The 18,929-nt window shown below is 73.2% G+C and carries 15 protein-coding genes; 12 read left to right on the top strand and 3 right to left on the bottom strand.

Going from position 1 to position 18,929, the window contains the following annotated elements; all coding sequences use genetic code 11:
* The first annotated feature begins 55 nt into the window (after positions 1-55).
* From ABT084_RS28685 to ilvD, 4 genes are all read left to right on the top strand, one after another.
* Positions 56-985: a Ppx/GppA family phosphatase gene (locus ABT084_RS28685; RefSeq protein ID WP_351049816.1), complete on the top strand. Its 930-nt coding sequence runs from the start codon at positions 56-58 to the stop codon at positions 983-985.
* A gap of 551 nt (positions 986-1,536) precedes the next feature.
* A complete protein-coding gene (locus ABT084_RS28680) occupies positions 1,537-2,403 on the top strand; it encodes a sugar phosphate isomerase/epimerase family protein (RefSeq protein WP_351049813.1) in 867 nt (288 codons plus the stop codon).
* On the top strand, positions 2,400-3,023 hold the full coding sequence (locus ABT084_RS28675) for a TetR/AcrR family transcriptional regulator (RefSeq protein WP_351049811.1): 624 nt from the start codon (positions 2,400-2,402) through the stop codon (positions 3,021-3,023). The genes ABT084_RS28680 and ABT084_RS28675 overlap by 4 nt, the downstream gene beginning before the upstream one ends.
* Positions 3,024-3,156: 133 nt before the next feature.
* On the top strand, positions 3,157-5,007 hold the full coding sequence (gene ilvD, locus ABT084_RS28670) for a dihydroxy-acid dehydratase (protein ID WP_351049808.1): 1,851 nt from the start codon (positions 3,157-3,159) through the stop codon (positions 5,005-5,007).
* Positions 5,008-5,176: 169 nt separating this feature from the next.
* On the opposite strand, the gene ABT084_RS28665 is transcribed toward ilvD, so the two are convergent.
* Positions 5,177-7,360, bottom strand: a complete 2,184-nt coding sequence (locus ABT084_RS28665; protein ID WP_351049806.1) for a protein kinase domain-containing protein — start codon at positions 7,358-7,360, stop codon at positions 5,177-5,179.
* A gap of 127 nt (positions 7,361-7,487) precedes the next feature.
* Here ABT084_RS28665 and ABT084_RS28660 point away from each other — a divergent pair, with 127 nt between their 5' ends.
* Entirely contained in the window at positions 7,488-7,799 is a 312-nt protein-coding gene (locus ABT084_RS28660; RefSeq protein ID WP_351049803.1) for a peptidase, read from the top strand.
* Between the two features lie 43 nt (positions 7,800-7,842).
* Here the strand turns inward: ABT084_RS28660 and ABT084_RS28655 are convergent, their stop codons facing one another.
* Positions 7,843-10,434, bottom strand: a complete 2,592-nt coding sequence (locus tag ABT084_RS28655) for a helix-turn-helix domain-containing protein (protein ID WP_351049800.1) — start codon at positions 10,432-10,434, stop codon at positions 7,843-7,845.
* Between the two features lie 210 nt (positions 10,435-10,644).
* Between ABT084_RS28655 and ABT084_RS28650 the strand changes: the two genes are divergently transcribed.
* The 7 genes from ABT084_RS28650 (at position 10,645) to proC (ending at position 17,123) form a co-directional block, all read left to right on the top strand.
* Positions 10,645-10,878, top strand: coding sequence for a hypothetical protein (locus tag ABT084_RS28650; protein ID WP_351049798.1), 234 nt, complete (start codon positions 10,645-10,647; stop codon positions 10,876-10,878).
* An 18-nt stretch (positions 10,879-10,896) separates the two neighbouring features.
* Entirely contained in the window at positions 10,897-12,804 is a 1,908-nt protein-coding gene (locus ABT084_RS28645) for a serine/threonine-protein kinase (protein WP_351049795.1), read from the top strand.
* A gap of 65 nt (positions 12,805-12,869) precedes the next feature.
* Complete coding sequence (locus ABT084_RS28640) at positions 12,870-13,472, top strand: hypothetical protein (protein WP_351049792.1); 603 nt, start codon at positions 12,870-12,872, stop codon at positions 13,470-13,472.
* A 6-nt stretch (positions 13,473-13,478) separates the two neighbouring features.
* Positions 13,479-14,615, top strand: a complete 1,137-nt coding sequence (locus ABT084_RS28635; RefSeq protein ID WP_351049790.1) for a CPBP family glutamic-type intramembrane protease — start codon at positions 13,479-13,481, stop codon at positions 14,613-14,615.
* Positions 14,616-14,663: 48 nt separating this feature from the next.
* A complete protein-coding gene (locus ABT084_RS28630) occupies positions 14,664-15,557 on the top strand; it encodes an ABC transporter ATP-binding protein (RefSeq protein WP_351049787.1) in 894 nt (297 codons plus the stop codon).
* Positions 15,554-16,291 carry an ABC transporter permease gene (locus ABT084_RS28625; RefSeq protein ID WP_351049784.1) on the top strand — a complete coding sequence of 246 codons (738 nt, stop codon included), beginning with the start codon at positions 15,554-15,556 and terminating at the stop codon, positions 16,289-16,291. The genes ABT084_RS28630 and ABT084_RS28625 overlap by 4 nt, the downstream gene beginning before the upstream one ends.
* A gap of 22 nt (positions 16,292-16,313) precedes the next feature.
* A complete protein-coding gene (gene proC / locus ABT084_RS28620) occupies positions 16,314-17,123 on the top strand; it encodes a pyrroline-5-carboxylate reductase (protein ID WP_351049781.1) in 810 nt (269 codons plus the stop codon).
* A gap of 68 nt (positions 17,124-17,191) precedes the next feature.
* On the opposite strand, the gene trpS is transcribed toward proC, so the two are convergent.
* On the bottom strand, positions 17,192-18,190 hold the full coding sequence (trpS, locus tag ABT084_RS28615) for a tryptophan--tRNA ligase (RefSeq protein WP_351049778.1): 999 nt from the start codon (positions 18,188-18,190) through the stop codon (positions 17,192-17,194).
* Between the last annotated feature and the right edge of the window lie 739 nt (positions 18,191-18,929).

The raw sequence follows: 18,929 nt of genomic DNA, 5'->3' as shown, positions 1-18,929 counted from the left end.
AGCCTAAGCGCCCCTTACGTCACCCCTACGCGTTCGGCCCAGTAGCGTTTCGCGTATGAGACTCGGTGTCCTTGACGTGGGTTCGAACACGGTCCACCTGCTGGTGGTCGACGCGCACCCCGGCGCGCGCCCCCAGCCCGCGCACTCGCACAAGGCGGAACTGCGCCTGGCGGAGCTGCTCGACGAGCGCGGCGCGGTCAGCCCCGAAGGCGTGGAGCGGCTCGTCGCGGTGATCGCGGGCGCGGCCCAGGCCGCCGAGGACAAGGGCTGCGAGGACGTCCTGCCCTTCGCGACCAGCGCGGTGCGGGAGGCGACGAACGCCGACGAGGTGCTGACCCGGGTCCGCGAGGAGACCGGCGTCGACCTCCAGGTACTCAGCGGTGCGGACGAGGCCCGGCTGACGTTCCTGGCCGTACGGCGCTGGTTCGGCTGGTCGGCGGGCAAACTGATGGTGCTCGACATCGGCGGGGGCTCCCTGGAGATCGCCTCCGGCATCGACGAGGACCCCGACACGGCGGTGTCCCTGCCGCTCGGCGCGGGCCGCCTCACCGCGGGGTGGCTGCCGGGTGATCCGCCGGCCCCGGCGGACGTCAGGGCCCTGCGTCGGCACGTACGGGCCCAGATCGCGCGGACGGTCGGCGAATTCAGCCGGTCGGGGGCGCCGAACCATGTCGTGGCCACGTCCAAGACCTTCCGGCAGCTGGCCAGGATCGCGGGGGCGGCCCGCTCGGCGGACGGTCTGTTCGTCCAGCGCGGGCTGAGCCGCAAGTCACTGGAGGAGTGGGTTCCGCGGCTGGCGGAGATGACCACGACCCAGCGGGCCGCGCTTCCGGGCGTCTCGGAGGGGCGTGCCGGGCAGCTCCTCGCCGGAGCGATGGTCGCGGAGGCGGCCATGGATCTCCTGGGCGTGGACGACCTGGAAATCTGCCCTTGGGCCCTGCGCGAGGGCATCATTCTCCGCCGCCTGGACCACCTCCCGACCTAGCCGCGCCCCCGCCCCTGCCCCGGGGCCCCGCCCAGGGTGTTGTCCTCAAACGCCGGGCGGGCTGGTTTTGCGCGGCCGCGTGGGCCCCCGCGGCCGGGGTGCTGCCCTCATTCGCCGGGCGGGCTGGGTGTGGCGCTCGGCGTGGCCGTCCGTGGGTGGTGGCGCCCTCAATCGCCGGGCGGGCTGGTTTTGTGACCGCTGCGAGTGCAGCGTGCGGGGGTCCGGTGGGACGTGGTGCTGATTGCGCGCAGCGCAATTCCAGCCTGCCCGGCGTTTGAGGGCCCGCCGGAGGCCGGACCTGCCGAGGGCGGCTCACTTCGCCGCGGGAATTCCAGCCTGCCCGGCGTTTGAGGGCCTGCCGGAGGCCGGACCTGCCGGGGGCGGCTCACTTCGCCGCGGGAAATTCAGCCCGCCCGGCGTTTGAGGGCGAGCCCGTCTGCCCGGTCGGCGGGGGGAATCCGGCTTGGCCGGTGGTTGAGGGCGGCGCGGCGGCGAAGCGCCCGCCGAGGGCGGTGAGGGGGGCCGGGGGCGCACCCCCGTACCCTGTCCCCGTGGCAGAACCAGTGCGCATCCCGGACGCGAAAGTCGCCCTCTCCACCGCCTCCGTCTACCCGGAGTCCACGGCGACCGCCTTCGAGATCGCCGCACGCCTCGGCTACGACGGCGTCGAGGTGATGGTCTGGACGGACCCGGTCAGCCAGGACATCGACGCCCTGCGCCGCCTCTCCGACCACCACCAGGTCCCGATCCTCGCCATCCACGCCCCCTGCCTCCTCATCACCCAGCGCGTCTGGTCCACGGACCCGTGGACCAAGCTCCAGCGCGCCCAGGCGGCCGCCGAGAAGCTCGGCGCGAGCGCGGTCGTCGTCCACCCGCCGTTCCGCTGGCAGCGCCAGTACTCCCGCGAGTTCGTCTCCGGCATCTGGCGCATGGCGGACGAGACCGACGTCCGTTTCGCGGTCGAGAACATGTACCCCTGGCGCTACCGCGACCGCGAGATGCTCGCCTACGCCCCCGAGTGGGACGTCACCAAGGACGACTACCGCCACTTCACGGTCGACCTGTCCCACACCGCGACCGCCCGCACCGACGCCACCGCGATGATCGAGCGGATGGGCGACCGCCTCGCCCACGTCCACCTCGCCGACGGCAACGGCTCCGCCAAGGACGAGCACCTCGTCCCCGGCCGCGGCACCCAGCCGTGCGCCGAGCTGCTGGACCGGCTCGCCCGTACCGGCTTCGACGGCCACGTCGTCATCGAGGTCAACACCCGCCGCGCGATGTCCGCCGCCGAGCGCGAGGCCGACCTCGCCGAGGCCCTCGCGTTCACCCGCCTCCACCTGGCCAGCGCCAACGCCGGCCCGGGCCCCGGCCCCGGATACGGCCCCGGCCCCGCCACCAGGGTCCCGCGCCGATGACGGCCACCCCCGGCCCGCGCCCCCGCCGCGGCCCCGGCCGCCCCCGCCAGGACGAGACCGCCGACGGCCCCGGCAGCCAGGAGCGGATCCTGTTCGCCGCCCGCTCCGAATTCGCCGACCGCGGTTACGACAAGACCTCCGTACGCGGCATCGCCAAGGCCGCCGGCGTCGATCCGGCCCTGGTCCACCACTACTTCGGTACCAAGGACGACCTCTTCGCGGCCGCCATCGAGATGACCATGGAACCCGCCCTGGTGGTCCCCGCCATCATCGGAGAAGGCCCCGACGGCATCGGCGAGCGCCTCGCCCGCTACTTCCTGGGGATCTGGGAGAACCCGGTCTCCCGCGCCCCGCTCCTCGCGGTGATCCGCTCGGCCCTGACCCACGAGGCCGCGGCGAAGGTCCTGCGCCGGCTGATCCTGCGCCGCGTCCTGGAACGGGTCGCCGCCGACCTCAACGTCCCCGACCCCACCTTCCGCGCCGAGCTGGCCGCCTCGCACATGGTGGGCATCGCGATCCTGCGGTACGTCGTCCAGGTCGAGCCCCTCGCCTCCGCCGACCCGGAGGAGATCATCACCCTGGTCGCGCCCACCCTCCAGCGGTACCTGACCGAGGGATGAACCCTCCATCCCGGCATACGGACACCTTGTCCGGATCCCGGTCGGCAGGCGTAGCCTCGTAATCTGAGCCAGACATCTCTGACCCAGTGCTGTCGAAGCGCCGTACGAGCGCCACCTATGGGGAGTGAACCCGATGCCCGAGCTGAGGTCCCGCACCGTCACCCACGGCCGCAACATGGCGGGCGCACGCGCCCTTATGCGTGCGTCGGGCGTAGCGAGCGCCGACATCGGCAAGCCGATCATCGCGGTCGCCAACTCCTTCACCGAGTTCGTTCCCGGGCACACCCACCTCGCCCCGGTCGGCCGGATCGTCTCCGACGCGATCCTGGCCGCGGGCGCGGTTCCGCGCGAGTTCAACACGATCGCCGTCGACGACGGCATCGCGATGGGCCACGGCGGCATGCTGTACTCCCTGCCCTCCCGCGACCTCATCGCGGACTCGGTCGAGTACATGGTGGAAGCGCACTGCGCCGACGCGCTGATCTGCATCTCGAACTGCGACAAGATCACTCCCGGCATGCTGATGGCCGCCATGCGCCTCAACATCCCGGTCGTCTTCGTCTCCGGCGGCCCGATGGAGGCCGGCCAGGCCACCCTCGTCGACGGCACCGTCCGCAAGCTCGACCTCATCGACGCGATGGTCGACGCCTCCAACGAGAACGTCTCCGACGAGGACGTCCTGCGCATCGAGGAGAATGCCTGTCCGACCTGCGGCTCCTGTAGCGGCATGTTCACGGCCAACTCGATGAACTGCCTCGCCGAGGCCATCGGCCTCGCCCTCCCGGGCAACGGCTCGGTCCTCGCCACGCACACCGCACGCAAGGCCCTGTACGAGAACGCGGGCCGCACGATCGTCGAGATCACCAAGCGCCACTACGAGCAGGACGACTACTCCGTCCTGCCCCGCTCCATCGCCACGCGCGAGGCCTTCGAGAACGCCATGGCCCTCGACATCGCGATGGGCGGCTCCACCAACACGATCCTGCACCTGCTGGCCGCGGCGCAGGAAGCGGGTCTGGACTACGACCTCAAGGACATCAACGAGGTCTCGCTCCGCGTCCCGTGCCTCTCCAAGGTCGCGCCGAACGTGGCGCCGGGCGGCACGTACTACATGGAGGACATCCACCGCGCGGGCGGGATCCCGGCCATCCTCGGCGAGCTGTACCGCGGCGGGCTGCTCAACAAGAACGTCCACACCGTGCACTCCGCGAACATCGAGGAGTGGCTCGGCACCTGGGACGTGCGCAGCGGCACCGCCTCCGAGGAATCGATCGAGCTGTGGCACGCGGCGCCCGGCTGCGTGCGCTCCGCGACCGCCTTCTCGCAGTCCGAGCGCTGGGACACCCTCGACCTCGACGCGGAGGGCGGCTGCATCCGCTCCGTCGAGCACGCGTACTCCAAGGACGGCGGGCTCGCCGTCCTGCACGGCAACATCGCCGTGGACGGCTGCGTGGTCAAGACGGCCGGTGTCGACGAGTCGATCTGGACCTTCGAGGGGCCGGCCGTGGTCTGCGAGTCGCAGGACGAGGCGGTCGACAAGATCCTGCGCAAGGAGATCAAGCCAGGGGATGTCGTCGTCATCCGGTACGAGGGGCCGCGCGGCGGTCCCGGCATGCAGGAGATGCTCTACCCGACGTCCTTCCTCAAGGGCCGGGGTCTCGGCAAGTCCTGCGCGCTGATCACCGACGGGCGGTTCTCCGGCGGTACGTCGGGCCTGTCCATCGGGCACGCCTCTCCGGAGGCGGCGTCGGGCGGTGCGATCGCGCTCATCGAGGACGGTGACCGCATCCGGATCGACATCCCGAACCGCTCGATCGACCTGCTGGTCGACGACGCCACGTTGGCGGCCCGCCGCGAGGCCCTGGGCGGCGTCTACGCCCCGAAGAACCGCGAGCGCAAGGTCTCCGCGGCCCTTCGTGCGTACGCCGCCATGGCCACGAGCGCCGACAAGGGCGCGGTCCGCGACGTCTCCCTCCTGGGCTGACCGACGCCCTCAATCGCCGGGCGGGCTTGGTTTGGCCGGGGTGTGGGGTGCCGATTTCAGCCGCGGCGTTACGGATGCCCTCAATCGCCGGGCGGGCTTGGTTTGGCCGGCGTTTGAGGCGTCCCCGGAGGGCAGGCGGGCCGGGCCTCGGTTCGCGGGGGTCGGGGCCCTACTGCCACCCGGCAGGGTCGACGGCGAAGACCGACCCGTCCGGGGCCGTACCGAACACCCGCCCACCCGCCACCACCGGCGCCGGCCGCCACGGCGTGAACGTATTGCGCCCGGTAGCCATCCGCGGAGCGCTCTGCCCGACCAGCCGCCCCCGCACCGCGTCCACCGCCAGCAGCCGCCCGTCCGCGGCCATCAGATGGACCCGCCCGTCCGCGGCCACCGGCCGCGACCCCTGACTGGCCGCGGTCTCCAGCCGCCACAACTCCCGCTCCGCGCCCACGGCCACCAACGCACCCCCGCTGCCGAACGCGTACACCGTCCCGTCCGCACCCACCCCCGCCTGCGCCTGGAGCAGCGTCGTCGGCAGCAGCGTCCGCCGTTCGCCCCGCGTGCGCAGGTCGACCCGTACCACCGCGTCCGTCACCATCCCGTCGCCCGCCAGCAGGTGCAGCGCCCCGTCCGCCACCCCCACCGGCTCCAGCAGCCCGGCCGCCCGGTGCTGCCAGCGGGTGGCGCCGTCGGCCGCGGCGAGGGCCAGCACCTGGGTCGAGGCGCCGTCCCCGGAGGGCGTCACGGCGTACACCTCCGCACCGTCCGCCGAGGCGACCAGCTGCGCACCGGCCCCCGTCGGCCGCTTCGTCCAGCGCACCGCACCGGTCGCCGCGTCGCGCGCCGTGATCTGCCCGTCGGCGGCGGCGACCAGCACCAGCGCCCCCGCCGGTACGACGTCCGCGCCGCGCGGGGTGTCGGCCTTCCAGCGCTGCGCCCCGGTGGCCGGGTCCAGCGCCTGCAGGAGGTGACCGCCGGACAGGTACACGATCACGGCGCCGCCCCCGGGGAACGGCGCCGGATCCGCCGGACCCGTCGACCCGGCCACCGACCACAGCGCGGTCCCCGTCGCCGGGTCCAGCCGTACGGCCGCGAAACCGGGCGCGGAGCAGTAGAGGGCGTCCGACATCCAGCCACAGGCCGGGATCCGCTGGGCCGCCCCCGGCGCGGCCGGGGTCACCGCCCACGGAGTGACCCGCGCGGCCGCGCCCCCGGGCGCCGCACCGGACGCGCGACCGGCGACCGTCGCCGCCGGCGTCTCCCGGAACTGGACGTACCCGCCGACCGCCCCGCCGGTCACCAGCAGCCCGGTCCCCAGCACGGCCGCCACCCGCCACCGCGAACGCCGCCGCCCGGCACGCCGCCCCGGACCAGCGGCGACACCAGCCCCACCAGCCCCACCGGCACCACCGGCCAAACCACCCACACCCGCCGCATCGACCGCGAGCCCGTCCCGCCGGTGCGTGACCGGCTCCGCCGCGGGCACCGCCACCGGCAGCCGAGGTCGCGGTATGAACGCCCGCGTGTCCTCGTTCGTCGGATAGGCCGCCGAGCGCAGTACGGCGATCAGCTCGTCGGCGGTGGGCCGCGCGGCCGGGTCCTTCGCCAGGCAGCGCGCGATCAGCGGCGCCAGCTCCTGCGGCACCCCCGTGAGGTCGGGCTCGTTGTGCACCACCTGGTACGCCACGATGTACGGGCTCTCGGAGTCGAACGGCCCGTGCCCGGTGGCCGCGTGCACCAGGAGCGCTCCCATCGCGAACACGTCGGCGGCGGGCCCGACGTCGCGCGGCCGCTGGAACTGCTCGGGCGCCATGAACGGCGGCGTCCCGATCAGCTTCCCGGTCTCGGTCCGCAGATCGCTGTCGTAGGGCCGCGAGATTCCGAAATCGATGACTTTCGGCCCGTCCGGCGCCATCAGCACATTGCTCGGCTTGAGGTCCCGGTGGACCACGCCCGCCCGGTGGATGTCGCGCAGCGCCTCCGCCAGCCCGGCGCCGAGCCGCCCGACCTCGGCCGGATCCAGCACCCGCTCGCGCACCCGCTCGGCGAGCGTCGGGGCGTCGATGAACAGCGTGGCCATCCACGGCCGTTCGGCATCGGGATCGGCGTCGACGACAGGTGCGGTGAAGGCTCCGCTCACCCGGCGCGCGGCCGCGACCTCTTGCTGGAAGCGGGCGCGGAATTCGGGATCCACGGCGTGCTGCGCGTGCACGATCTTCACGGCGAGCTTCAAACCGGACGCGGAAGTGGCCAGATGGACGACGCCCATGCCGCCGGAACCGAGCACGGATTCCAGCCGGTACAGCCCGGCGTACTCCGGAAACCCGGACTGCTCAGCGCGCAGCGATCGCATCGCCCATCACCCCCGGGGGAGCCTAGTCGACGGTGCGTACGAATCCGTAAGGGCCTGCTATCCTCCGCGAGTTGCCGGGCGCGATGGCCCGGTTCAGGTCAGTTTCAGGCCAATGGGGGAGATCAACATGGCGGTTGACGAGGCGGCGGGCGCGGTGGAATCCCTGTCCGTGCAGTCCGGCGAAGCGGACTACATGACGTTCCCGGTCGCACCCGACTCGCGGGTGAACGTCCGCAGCGGCCCGGGCACCGGCTACCCGGTCAAGAAGGTCCTCCCGTACGGCGCCTGGGTGAAGATCGACTGCCAGACGCCCGGCACGACGGTCTCCGGCCCCTACGGCACGTCGGACATCTGGGACTGCATCGGCAACGGCCTGTACGTCGCCGACGCGTACGTGAAGACGGGCAGCGACGGCTACGTCGCCACCCGCTGCGGCTAGCCGGCGCTCCGGCGGGGCCGCGACCCCGCCCCCACCGGCCGCGTCAGCCGCGGTCCCCGGGGGCGGCTGCCGGGTCCACCGGGGCCCAGCGCAGGGACCGCCCGGTCCGGCTCCGCCGGTAGGCGCGGCCCAGGTGGTGCTGGAGACGGACGTGGCGGAACTGGTACACCGCACCCGCCTGGCGCAGGACCCCGCGCCGGTACGCGTCGTCCAGGAACGCGGCCGTGTCCCAGGGCAGCTTGCCGGCCATCGGCAGCCACACCCTGGCCCGGATCACCCAGTGGCCCCACGCGGTGAAGGAGAGGGCGTACGACAGCCCGCCCCCGAGGCCGACGACGGCGCCGATGTGGAGCCCGTCCCGCGCCTCCCAGGTCAGCTTCCCGATCACACCGTCCAGCAGGGACACGATCAGCCCGCCACCGAACGCCACCGAGAGCGCGAGCAGCGGCACCAGCACCAGGAACTGCCGTCGGACGATCGCGCGGTTGGCGGCGAGCAGGCCGAGCGGGTTCGCGGCGGAGGCCACGTCCAGGGGCGCCTCGAGCGCCGCCAGCAGACCGAAGACCAGACCGGCCCCCGCACCGAAGATCAACCCGAAGACGAACATGTTCACGGCCATCCACTCCAGGACGGCGAGGTTCAGCACCGGCCCGTAGGCGAGCTCCTGCTGCACCATCAGGGCGCAGGCGCATCCCAGGCCCATCACGAACCCGCCCGCCAGCACCGCGCCGAAGCGCGCCGTGAAGATCCGCACCGCCCCGCGCCGCGCCCCCGCCCCCCGTCCGGGCACCGTCGGCGGGCCGCCGCCCGGCAGCCGCAGGCGCAGCCGTACGTAGGCCGGCTCGAAGGTGCCGTGGCCCCTGGCGTTCATGACCGCGTACACGGCGCCGAAGGCGAGGCCGGCGGCAGGACCCATCAGGGAGCCCTGTACGGCGGTCTCCCACGCGGGCAACCGGCCGATCAGGAAACCGATCAGCCAGGTACTGAGGGTGGTGCACAGCGTGGCCGTGAGCACCACGCTCAGCACGCGCTGGCGGCTCGGCAGGAAGTCGCCGATCTCCCACCAGGCGAGGTCCTGCCGCTCCCGGTCGGGGTGGGCCAGGTGGTGGGCGAGGTAGCCGAGCCAGTGCTCGGCGCGCTCCGGGTCCCAGTCGCGTTTCCGAGCAGACGACCTGCGTGACGTGTGGGGTGTGCGCGACGTGGGTGACCGGTAGACGGCTGGGACGAAGCCCGCGAGCAGGTGCTCCTCGACGGAACTCGCGTCGGGGAACGCCCGCGTGTCCAACAGTTCGCCGGGGTCGGCCCCGGGCCCGTCGGCGTCGCTGTACAAGGTCCGGGCCAGGGCGGTCATCAAGGGGGTGCGCAGGGCTCCGGCCAGGGCCGCCGCGCCGCCCCCGCCGTCGCGGGCTCCGGACCCCTCCCGTAACCGCTCCATCACCCCGTCCCAGGTGCCCCTGCCGGTGCGGCCCAGGCCGCCGTCGCCCGTAGCGTCCTCGCCCGTGCCGTCCTCGCCGGGGCGTCGTCGGGCGGTCCGCGGCAGGTACGAGGCGACGTCCCCGGGGGTGAGGTCGGCGAGCTCGATGACGGTCGCCCATACCAGCGGCGTACCGGCCGAGCCGACCGCGTCGGCGAACTCCTCGCGCCGACTGGTGAGGACGAGCGGCGACGAGAACTCGTTCAGCCCCTCCAGGGCCCGGCCCCGCAGCCCCTCCGCGATCTCGTCGAACCCGTCCAGGACCGGCAGGACCAGATCCGCCTCGATCAGGGCGTCGGCCGTCGAGCGGCCCGCCACCCGGTCCGCGAGGTGCGGGTGGTCCCGTACGAGCCGCTCCGTCACCCACGCGCGCAAGGTCGAGGCCGTGGGGTCCCAGGAGCCGATGCTGAAGATCACGGGTACGCGCTCCGGCTCGGCCCGGGACTCCAGGAAGTCCTGGACGAACCGGATGGTGAGCACCGACTTGCCCGAGCCCGCCCGGCCGAGGATCACCAGGCGCCCCGAGCGCCTGCCCCGGTAGAACGCGGCGACGGTCGGGAGGTCACCGCTCAGGTCGGCGGGCAGGGGCGCGGCGGCGCCCGGTGGCAGCCGCTCGATGTTGGCCTCGTGATCGCTGAGCGCGGGGTCGGTGCGCCGCCACCGCACCGGCAGCGGGAAGGGGTCGTGGACCCGGCGGTGCTCCTCCTCGATCCGCCAGCGGCGCCGGACCTCCAGCGCCAGATCACGGGCCGCGGAGCGGACTTCGTCCCGAACCAGCATCCCCGAGGGCGCCGCGGGCTCCGGTGGTCCCTCGGCCCGGCCCGCGTCCGGGCCCGTGTCCGCGTCCGTGCCCGTGCCTGCGCCTGTGCCCGTGCCCGTGCCTGCCGGAGCGTCCCCGCCCGTGCCCGCCTCCGCCGCGTCCACGCGTCCGCTCGTCAGCAGCTCGGCGAGCCGCCTGCGGTCCTCCGGCCCGGCCCCGAGCGTGTCCTGCAGCCTCGTCAGCGAGAGCAGCGTCGGGTTGGGGGCCCGGCCCCTCTCCAGCCTCCGGATGGTGCTCTCGCTCACCTCGGACTCGTGCGCCAACTGCTCCTGCGTCAGCCCGGCCCGCTTGCGCAGGTCCCTCAACAGCGCGGCGAGTTCTACGAGTCGGTCGGTCGTCACGCGGCTCCCTCCCCCTTCGGGGCCGGAGCACCGGCCCGGATCGCAGGTGAGCGTAGCGGGCCGCCGTCGGTCATACGTGACCGGTGCCATGACCTGTACCCCGACCTGCGCGGACCGCACGCTCCCAGTGGGCGGAGCGCTTCGCCGCCCGGACGGTCGAGGGGGGACCGGGCGGACCGGGGGAGCAGAGAAGGGGAGGAGGAGAGAGGGATGAACTACCGCTTCTGGTGCGGTGAGTGCGGATTCAAGACCACCTGGGGTGCCGAATCCGTGGCCGGCCGCCAGCACGCCGACCACTACACCGCCCGGCACCCCGGGCTGCCCCTGGGCGGCCAGGTGGAGTCCGGCACGGCGGGACCCGCCGCGGGCGGCGGCCTCGGCTGCGCCGGGATGGCCGTCGTGATCGTGCTGTTGCTGATCATCGCGGCCGCCTGCGTCCGCTGACCGAGGGGGAAGTGAACCGTGCCGGGCATCGCCGTGCACCGTCTCGACACCGACGACCCGCAACGCCTCGGCGACTACCGCCTGCTGTGGCGGCTCGCCTCCGGCGGGATGGGCCGGATCTACCTGGCGCGCCCGAAAGGAGGGAAACGGCTCGTCGCGGTCAAGACGCTCCTCGCGCAGGGCCCGGTGCTCCGGGTCGACCGGGAGCGGTTCGCGCGGGAGGTGGAGCTGGCCCGGCGCGTCGACGGCTCCTACACCGCCCGCGTCCTCGACGCCGATCCCGACGCGCCCCGGCCCTGGATGGCCATCCAGTACGTACCGGCCCCGTCCCTCGCCGACCTGGTGCGCGAGCACGGACCGCTCGCCGCCTGGGCGGTGCCCTCGGTGGCCGTGGGCGTGGCGCAGGCGCTGATGTCCCTGCACGACGTCGGGATCGTCCACCGGGACGTCAAGCCGCAGAACATCCTGCTGCCGCTGACCGGCCCGCTCGTCATCGACTTCGGCATCTCGCACGCCGTCGACCGCACCCGTACCTCGCTCACCCTGGGCACCGTGGCCTTCACCTCGCCGGAGCAGGCGCGGGGCGAGGCGTCGACCGCCGCGTCGGACGTCTTCTCCCTGGGGGCGACCCTCTTCCATCTCGCCGTCGGGCGTCCGCCGTACCGGGAGGGGGTGGAGTCCGAGATGGTGCTGCTGGCCCACGTCCAGGGCGGCAAGCTGGACCTGTCGGGGCTGCCCGCCCCACTGGCTCCGCTGATCGAGCCGTGCCTGGACCCCGACCCGCGTCGGCGTCCCGACCTCGCCACCGTCCTGGCGACCGCCGTGGCCGCGCTGCGGCGCCGGCGGCTCTGGCTGCCGGTGGAGTGGACGGCGACGATCACCGCGTACGAGGCCCACGGCCGGGCCCTGGACGCTTCGCGCGGCCGGCCCGGCTCCGGGACGGGAACGCGCACCGCCGACTCCGCGCCGCCGCAGGTCCCGCCGCTCACCGATCCGGGCGAGGCGGACGCCCGCAAGGAACGGGAGCGCCGGGCCGCGGCCGCCCGCCGGCGCCGGGCCGCGGAGGCCCGGCGGTTGGCGGAGCAGGAGGGCAGCGGAAGCGCGGAAGAGGACGGGGACGGGGACGGGGACGGTGTCGCCGAACGGCTCTCCGACTCCGTGGCCGCGAAGATCGGGTGGGTGGCCCTCGTCGCCGTGATCTGCATCCTCCTGCCGATCGGGGGGAAATGGGCCGACCGGATGTCCGCCGAAGGGCGCGACGCACCGTCCGCGTCCACCGCAAGCCACCGCGCGACGCGCACCCCACCGGCCGTCGACCCCGTGGAGCCGTCGCCCACCCCCACCCGCACGCCGCCCACCCCCACCCGCACCCCCACCCGCACGCCCACCTCCACCCCCGAGCCCACGCCCCCTCCGACGCCCTCCGCGACCCGCAACTCCAGGGAGGAGGCGTTCCGCGCCGTCCGCGCGGGTACCTGCCTGCCGTGGTACGACACCGGCCACCCGGACAAGTGGAACGTGAACACCCCGCCCGCCCCCGTCGGGTGCGACACGGAGCGGGCACAGGTCAGGGTCGGTTCGGTCGTGCCGGGGGACTGCCCCAGCGGCAAGGGACGGACGAACTGGCGCTACGGGACCACCAACCTGTGCCTGACGCGCGTCTTCCACGTCGGCTACTGCGTCCTGGCGGCGAAGGGCACGGGCGACCACCTCACCCTGGGCATGTTCACCGCTGTGGACTGCGGTGCCACCCGCGTACCGGTCGCCTACGACTACGTCATGGTCGTCACCGGCGTGTACCGCGCACCGGCGTCCCCCAGCCCCGCGAACTGCCGCCGCGGCCAGACCGACAGCACCTTCTACTGGATGTGGACGCTGATCGACGACTCCGTGATGGTGTGCCTGACCTACGACCGCACGAGCTGACGGCGCCCGGTCTGACACGTGAGACGCACCCGGGTCCGGGCCGCCGCCGGGGGATAATCGCCGGTGTGAGCGACGAACGAGACGACGAACGAGACGACGAACGAGACGCAGGGCGCGACGCAGGGCGCGACACCGGCGCCGACGGCGAACGGGCCCCGGCCGGTTCGGCGGCCGCGGCCGCCCCGGCCACCGCCGAGGGCCCCCAACCCCAACCGCTCCGGTTCTTCGGCACCACCTGGGTCGCGCACGACGGCGGGTACATGCTGCGCCGCGCGGGCATGGCGGTCGCCTCGCTCCTGGCCGCCGTCATCGCCGCCTACCTGCTGCGCTTCGCGTACGAGGGCCTGGAGATCGGCAACGTCGGTCCCTTCCTCAGCATCTCGGTCGTCGTCCTCTTCGCGATCGCGAGTTCCATCGCCTTCGCGAAGGCGTGGGAGTCCTTCACCCGGCGCCCGGCGCCCTCCTCGGACGAGGCTTCGCTCAAGGGCCTCAAGGCCATCGGTTTCATCGGCGGCCTGATCGCGTACTTCCTGCGCTGCCTGATCGAGGCTCCCGGCGAGAAGCTGGCCCGCGCCGAGTACGAGCGCGCCCGCGCCGAGTACGCGCGCCGCCGGGGCTCCCGGACCGGGAACCCCGCGGCCCGCCGCCCCAAGCGCAAGAAGAAGTAGCCGGGCGTGAGCGGTACGGCGCCACGACCGGAAGGTCCTCCCGCGGGCCCGCGGCAGGGCCCGCCCCCGCCCCCGCCGAGCGCGCCGTACTGGCCGCCCCCGCCCCGGCACCCCGGCGCCGCCCCCGGGCACCTGCCGTACCCGGGGCACCTCGCGCACCCGGGGCACCTCGCGCACCCGGGGCACCTCCCGTACCCGCCCTGCCCGCCCGCGCCGCCGACCGGCCCGCTCACGGCCCCCGCCGGTTCGTCTTACGCCGCCCAGGCCCGCAACGGCGGCCAGCGCGTGTGGCGGGAGCTGGGCGGCACCGCCCTGCTCGGCGCCGCCGGCGTGGTCTGCACCCTCGCGCTGTTCGTCGCCGCCTTCGTGCTCGCCCGGGTCTTCGGCATCGCCAACGCCAACGCCGACGACGAGGCGGTCTTCGCCGACCCGGTCGCCGAGGTGGCGCTCGGCCTCGTCAGCCTCGGCCTCGCGATACCCGCCGTCCTGCTCGTCGTCCGCTGGATCCAGCGTCGCCCGGCCGGCACGATCTCCTCCGTCACCGGCCGGCTGCGGCTCGGCTGGCTGGCGCTCTGCTCCTGCCTCGCCCTGCCCGTGCTGGCCACCCAGACCGGCCTGCTCGTGTGGCTGATGCCCGGGGAGGGACCCGGCGGCACGGCGGCCGAGCTGTTCGCCCCGCCCGCCCTGCCGACGCTGCTGCTCGGCCTGGCCGTCATCTGGGTGCTCGTCCCCTTCCAGGCCGCCGCGGAGGAGTACCTGTTCCGGGGCTGGATCCTGCAGGCCTTCGGCGCGCACCTGCGCAGCCCGTGGGCGGGCATCGCCGTCGGCTCCCTGCTCTTCGCCCTGGCCCACGGCTTCGGCCAGTGGTCCGGGTTCGCGCTGCTGCTCTACTCCGCCGCCTGGTACGCCTGGCTCACCCTGCGCACCGGGGGCCTGGAGGCCGCCATCGCCCACCACATGGTGAACAACCTGCTGGCCTTCACCCTCGCCGCCCTCGCCAATGACCTGGCCAATGACGAGACGGCCGCTGACGCGCCCTGGCAGGCCCTGGTCCTGGAGCTCGTCGCGACCCCGCTCTACTGCCTGCTCGTCGTCCGGCTGGCCGAGCGCCGCAAGATCCGGAGCGTCTCCGCCTCCTCCTGACCTCCCCGGTGGTTGACGACGGGTACCGTCAGGAGCATTATTCATCACATGATGAATAACCAGGCCGACGGAGCCTCGGCCACCCCTCCCGCCGTGCACGCCCACGGCCTGACCGTCCGCCGCGGCACCGGCCGCAGCCCCCGCACCGTCCTCGACGGCATCGGCTTCGCCGTCCCCCATGGCCGCATCACCGGCCTCCTCGGCCCCTCCGGCTGCGGGAAATCCACCCTCATGCGGGCGATCGTCGGCACCCAGGCCCAGGTCAGCGGCACCCTCGACGTCCTCGGCCGCCCCGCCGGACACCCCGAGCTGCGCTCCCGCATCGGCTACGTCACCCAGGCGCCCTCCGTCTACGACGACCTCACCGTCCGGCAGAACCTCGACTACTTCGCCGCCGTCCTCGACCCCGGCCGGGCAGCCGCCGACCGCCGCCGCGCGGACGTCACCCGCGCCATCGCCGACGTGGACCTCACCGGCCACGCCGACGCCCTCGCCGGAAACCTCTCCGGTGGCCAGCGCAGCCGTGTCTCCCTCGCCGTCGCCCTGCTCGGCACCCCCGAGCTGCTCGTCCTCGACGAACCCACCGTCGGCCTGGACCCCGTCCTGCGCCGCGACCTGTGGAACCTCTTCCACACCCTCGCCGACACCCGCGGCGCCACGATCCTCGTCTCCTCCCACGTCATGGACGAAGCCGAGCGCTGCCACAACCTGCTGCTCATGCGCGAGGGCCGGATCCTCGCCGAGGACACCCCGGACGCACTGCGCGCCCGTACCCGCTCCGCCACCGTCGAAGAGGGCTTCCTGCACCTCGTGGACCAGGCCAACGCCGAGGCCCGAGCCGAGGCCAACGCCGAGGCCGGCACCGACGCCCGCGCCCAGGCCACCGCCCCCGCCTCAGCCCCCGCCCAGGTCACCGCCGTAGGGGAGAACGAGACCCGATGAACGCCGCCCGCACCACCGCCACCGCCCTGCGCGTCCTGCGCCAGCTCCGCCACGACCCGCGCTCCATCGCGCTCATGCTGCTCGTGCCCGTCCTGATGCTGACCCTGCTGCGCTTCGTCTTCGACGGCAGCCCGCGCACCTTCGACAGCATCGGCGCCAGCCTCCTCGGCATCTTCCCGCTGATCACGATGTTCCTCGTGACCTCCATCGCGACCCTGCGCGAGCGCACCTCCGGCACCCTCGAACGCCTCCTCGCCATGCCCCTGGGCAAGGGCGACCTGATCGGCGGCTACGCCCTCGCCTTCGGCGCCGTGGCCGTCGTACAGTCCCTGCTGGCCACCGGCCTCGCCCTCTGGGTCCTCGGCCTCGACATCGTCGGCTCGCCCTGGCTGCTGCTCCTGGTCGCGCTGCTCGACGCGCTCCTCGGCACCGCGCTCGGCCTGTTCGTCTCCGCCTTCGCGGCCTCCGAGTTCCAGGCCGTCCAGTTCATGCCGGCCGTGATCTTCCCCCAGCTGCTCCTGTGCGGGCTCTTCGCCGCCCGCGACACGATGCAGCCGGTCCTCGAAGCGATCTCGAACGTCCTGCCCATGTCCTACGCCGTCGACGGCATGACCCAGGTCCTCACCCACACCGACATGACCGCCGACTTCGTCCGCGACGCGGTCGTCGTCGCCGCCTGCGCCCTGCTGGTCCTCACCCTCGGCGCGGCCACCCTGCGCCGCCGCACCCCCTGAGGCCTGGTGCAAAGATGAGGGCATGACCCAGACAGTCGCCGTTCTCGGTACCGGCAAGATCGGTGAGGCCCTCCTCAGCGGGATGATCCGAGGCGGCTGGCCCGCCGCGAAACTCCTCGTCACGGCCCGCCGCCCCGAACGCGCCGAGGAACTCCGCACCCGCTACGGCGTCGAGGCCGTCAGCAACGCCGAGGCCGCCAAGCGCGCCGACACCCTGATCCTCACGGTCAAGCCGCAGGACATGGGCAAGCTCCTCGAAGAGCTGGCCCCGCACGTCCCGGCCGACCGCCTGGTCATCAGCGGCGCCGCGGGCATCCCGACCTCCTTCTTCGAGGACCGGCTCGCCACCGGCACCCCCGTGGTCCGCGTCATGACGAACACCCCCGCCCTCGTGGACGAGGCCATGTCCGTCATCTCGGCGGGCAGCCACGCCACCGGCGCCCACCTCGCCCACACCGAGGAGATCTTCGGCGGCGTCGGCAAGACCCTGCGCGTGCCCGAGTCCCAGCAGGACGCCGCCACCGCCCTCTCCGGCTCGGGCCCGGCGTACTTCTACTTCCTCGTCGAAGCCATGACGGACGCGGGCATCCTCCTCGGCCTGCCCCGCGCCCAGGCCCACGACCTGATCGTGCAGGCCGCCGTCGGCGCCGCCGTCATGCTCCGCGACAGCGGCGAGCACCCGGTCAAGCTCCGCGAGGCCGTCACCTCCCCGGCCGGTACGACGATCAACGCGATCGTGGAACTGGAGAAGCACGGCGTACGGGCGGCCCTCATCGCAGCCCTCGAAGCCGCCCGCGACCGCAGTCGCGAGCTGGCCTCCGGCAACAGCTGACGGACCCGGCGCCGGTACGGGCGTACGTGCGGGGGGCCGGCCACCGGCAGCCCCCCGCACGCCTTCCTTCAGGGGGCGAGCAGCCCGATGGCCTCGTACGCCCGGTCCACCACCGGGGCCGCCAGCGCCCGCGCCCGCGCGGCCCCCGCCCGCAGCACCCGCTCCACCTCCGCCGGGTCGGCCGCCAGCGCCGCGTGCCGCTCCCGCACCGGCCGCAGCAGCTCGACCACGGCCTCGGCGACGTCCCGCTTCAACGCGCCGTAGCCCTGGTACCCGTCGGCCAGCGCCGCCGGATCACCCCCCGTGCACGCGGCCAGCACGTCGAGCAGGTTCGCGACCCCGGGGCGCGCGTCCCGGTCGTACGCGACCCCGCCGTCCCCGCTGTCGGTCACGGCCCGCATCACCTTCTTGGTGATCACACCCGGTTCGTCCAGCAGATAGACGATCCCCGCCGCGCTGTCGTGGGACTTGCCCATCTTGGAGCGCGGGTCCTGGAGGTCCATGACCCGCGCCGCCACGGTCGGGAGGGTCACCTTCGGCACGGTGAAGGTGTGCCCGTACCGCTGGTTGAAGCGCACGGCCAGGTCCCGCGTCAGCTCCACGTGCTGCCGCTGGTCCTCGCCCACCGGCACCTCGTCGGTGTCGTAGGCCAGGATGTCGGCGGCCATCAGCGCGGGATAGGTGAGCAGCGACAGCCGCACCCCGTCCCCCGAGGCCTGCGCCTTCGCCGCCTTCTCCTTGTACTGGATCATGCGCCGCAGCTCACCGTCGGTGGCCGTGCACTCCATCAGGTAGGCGAGCCGGGTGTGTTCGCTGACATGGCTCTGCACGAAGAGGGTGCACCGCTCCGGATCGAGCCCCGAGGCCAGGAACAGGGTCGCGACCTGCCTGCTGAGCCGGCGCAGGCGCGCTGGATCGTGCTCCACGGTCAGGGCGTGCAGGTCGACGACGCAGAAGAGGGACTCGGCCTCGTACTGGCCGGCCTCGACCCACTGCCGCACGGCACCCAGGTAGTTCCCGAGCGTCAGGTGTCCGGTCGGCTTGATCCCGCTGAAGATCCTCGTCATGTCCTTGCTCTCCTCTGCCACCACCGGCGACCGAGCCACGCCCCGGGTGGGGAGAAACAAGAACGGCCGCCGTAAGCGGCGGCCGTGAACGCATCAGTGCGCGCGTGGAAGGTCGGCCGCCGTCAGGCGGCCCACCAGCCAAGGCTGAGCACGTGCGTAGTCATGGGGCCCAGCGTACGCACAGAGACCCCGCCAGCGGGAGGGCCGAACAGGGGTTGACACACCTGAGCGGGATCCGTAAGGTTCTTCGAGTTGTCCGACGTGAGCTGCTGGCCTCGGTCGGTCCCCGGACAGCCATCCGCCCCTACACATTCGAACGAAGCGACGTACGTTGTCGTCTCGTTTTCATGCGTATTTGCGAATGAGGAAACCGTGCCCGAGTGGCACCCCCGCCGATTAGGTCGGGGGCCAAGGAATCCGCTACTGTCTCACCTCGTCGGAACGGCTCAAACGCCGCGAAGACAAGCCCAGCTGACTGGGAGTCAGGCCCGAAAGGATCTGATAGAGTCGGACTCGCCGGAAAGGGAAACGCGAAAGCGAAAACCTGGAAAGCGAATAGCAAGATCCCGCTTCGACCGGGAATCGGACACGAGAGAGTCTGATAGAGTCGGAAACGAAGAACGAAGCCCGGAGGAAAGCCCGCGAGGGTCGGTACAAAGGAAGCGTCCGTTCCTTGAGAACTCAACAGCGTGCCAAAAATCAACGCCAGAAGTTGATACCCCGTCCACTTCGGTGGATG

The sequence above is a fragment of the Streptomyces sp. NPDC002138 genome, from assembly GCF_040296485.1.
GTDB lineage: Bacteria > Actinomycetota > Actinomycetes > Streptomycetales > Streptomycetaceae > Streptomyces.
Note: the sequence above shows the minus strand (reverse complement) of the source record. Positions and strands in the feature narration are given on the sequence as shown.

Bases quoted from the DNA above. Each gene is read 5' to 3' on its own strand.
- ABT084_RS28660 (WP_351049803.1), top strand. From the start codon at position 7,488: ATGGCGGTTGACGAGGCGGCGGGCGCGGTGGAATCCCTGTCCGTGCAG.
- ABT084_RS28625 (WP_351049784.1), top strand. From the start codon at position 15,554: ATGAACGCCGCCCGCACCACCGCCACCGCCCTGCGCGTCCTGCGCCAG.
- proC (WP_351049781.1), top strand. From the start codon at position 16,314: ATGACCCAGACAGTCGCCGTTCTCGGTACCGGCAAGATCGGTGAGGCC.
- ABT084_RS28630 (WP_351049787.1), top strand. From the start codon at position 14,664: ATGATGAATAACCAGGCCGACGGAGCCTCGGCCACCCCTCCCGCCGTG.
- ABT084_RS28650 (WP_351049798.1), top strand. From the start codon at position 10,645: ATGAACTACCGCTTCTGGTGCGGTGAGTGCGGATTCAAGACCACCTGG.
- ABT084_RS28675 (WP_351049811.1), top strand. From the start codon at position 2,400: ATGACGGCCACCCCCGGCCCGCGCCCCCGCCGCGGCCCCGGCCGCCCC.
- trpS (WP_351049778.1), bottom strand. From the start codon at position 18,190: ATGACGAGGATCTTCAGCGGGATCAAGCCGACCGGACACCTGACGCTC.
- ABT084_RS28685 (WP_351049816.1), top strand. From the start codon at position 56: ATGAGACTCGGTGTCCTTGACGTGGGTTCGAACACGGTCCACCTGCTG.
- ilvD (WP_351049808.1), top strand. From the start codon at position 3,157: ATGCCCGAGCTGAGGTCCCGCACCGTCACCCACGGCCGCAACATGGCG.
- ABT084_RS28665 (WP_351049806.1), bottom strand. From the start codon at position 7,360: ATGCGATCGCTGCGCGCTGAGCAGTCCGGGTTTCCGGAGTACGCCGGG.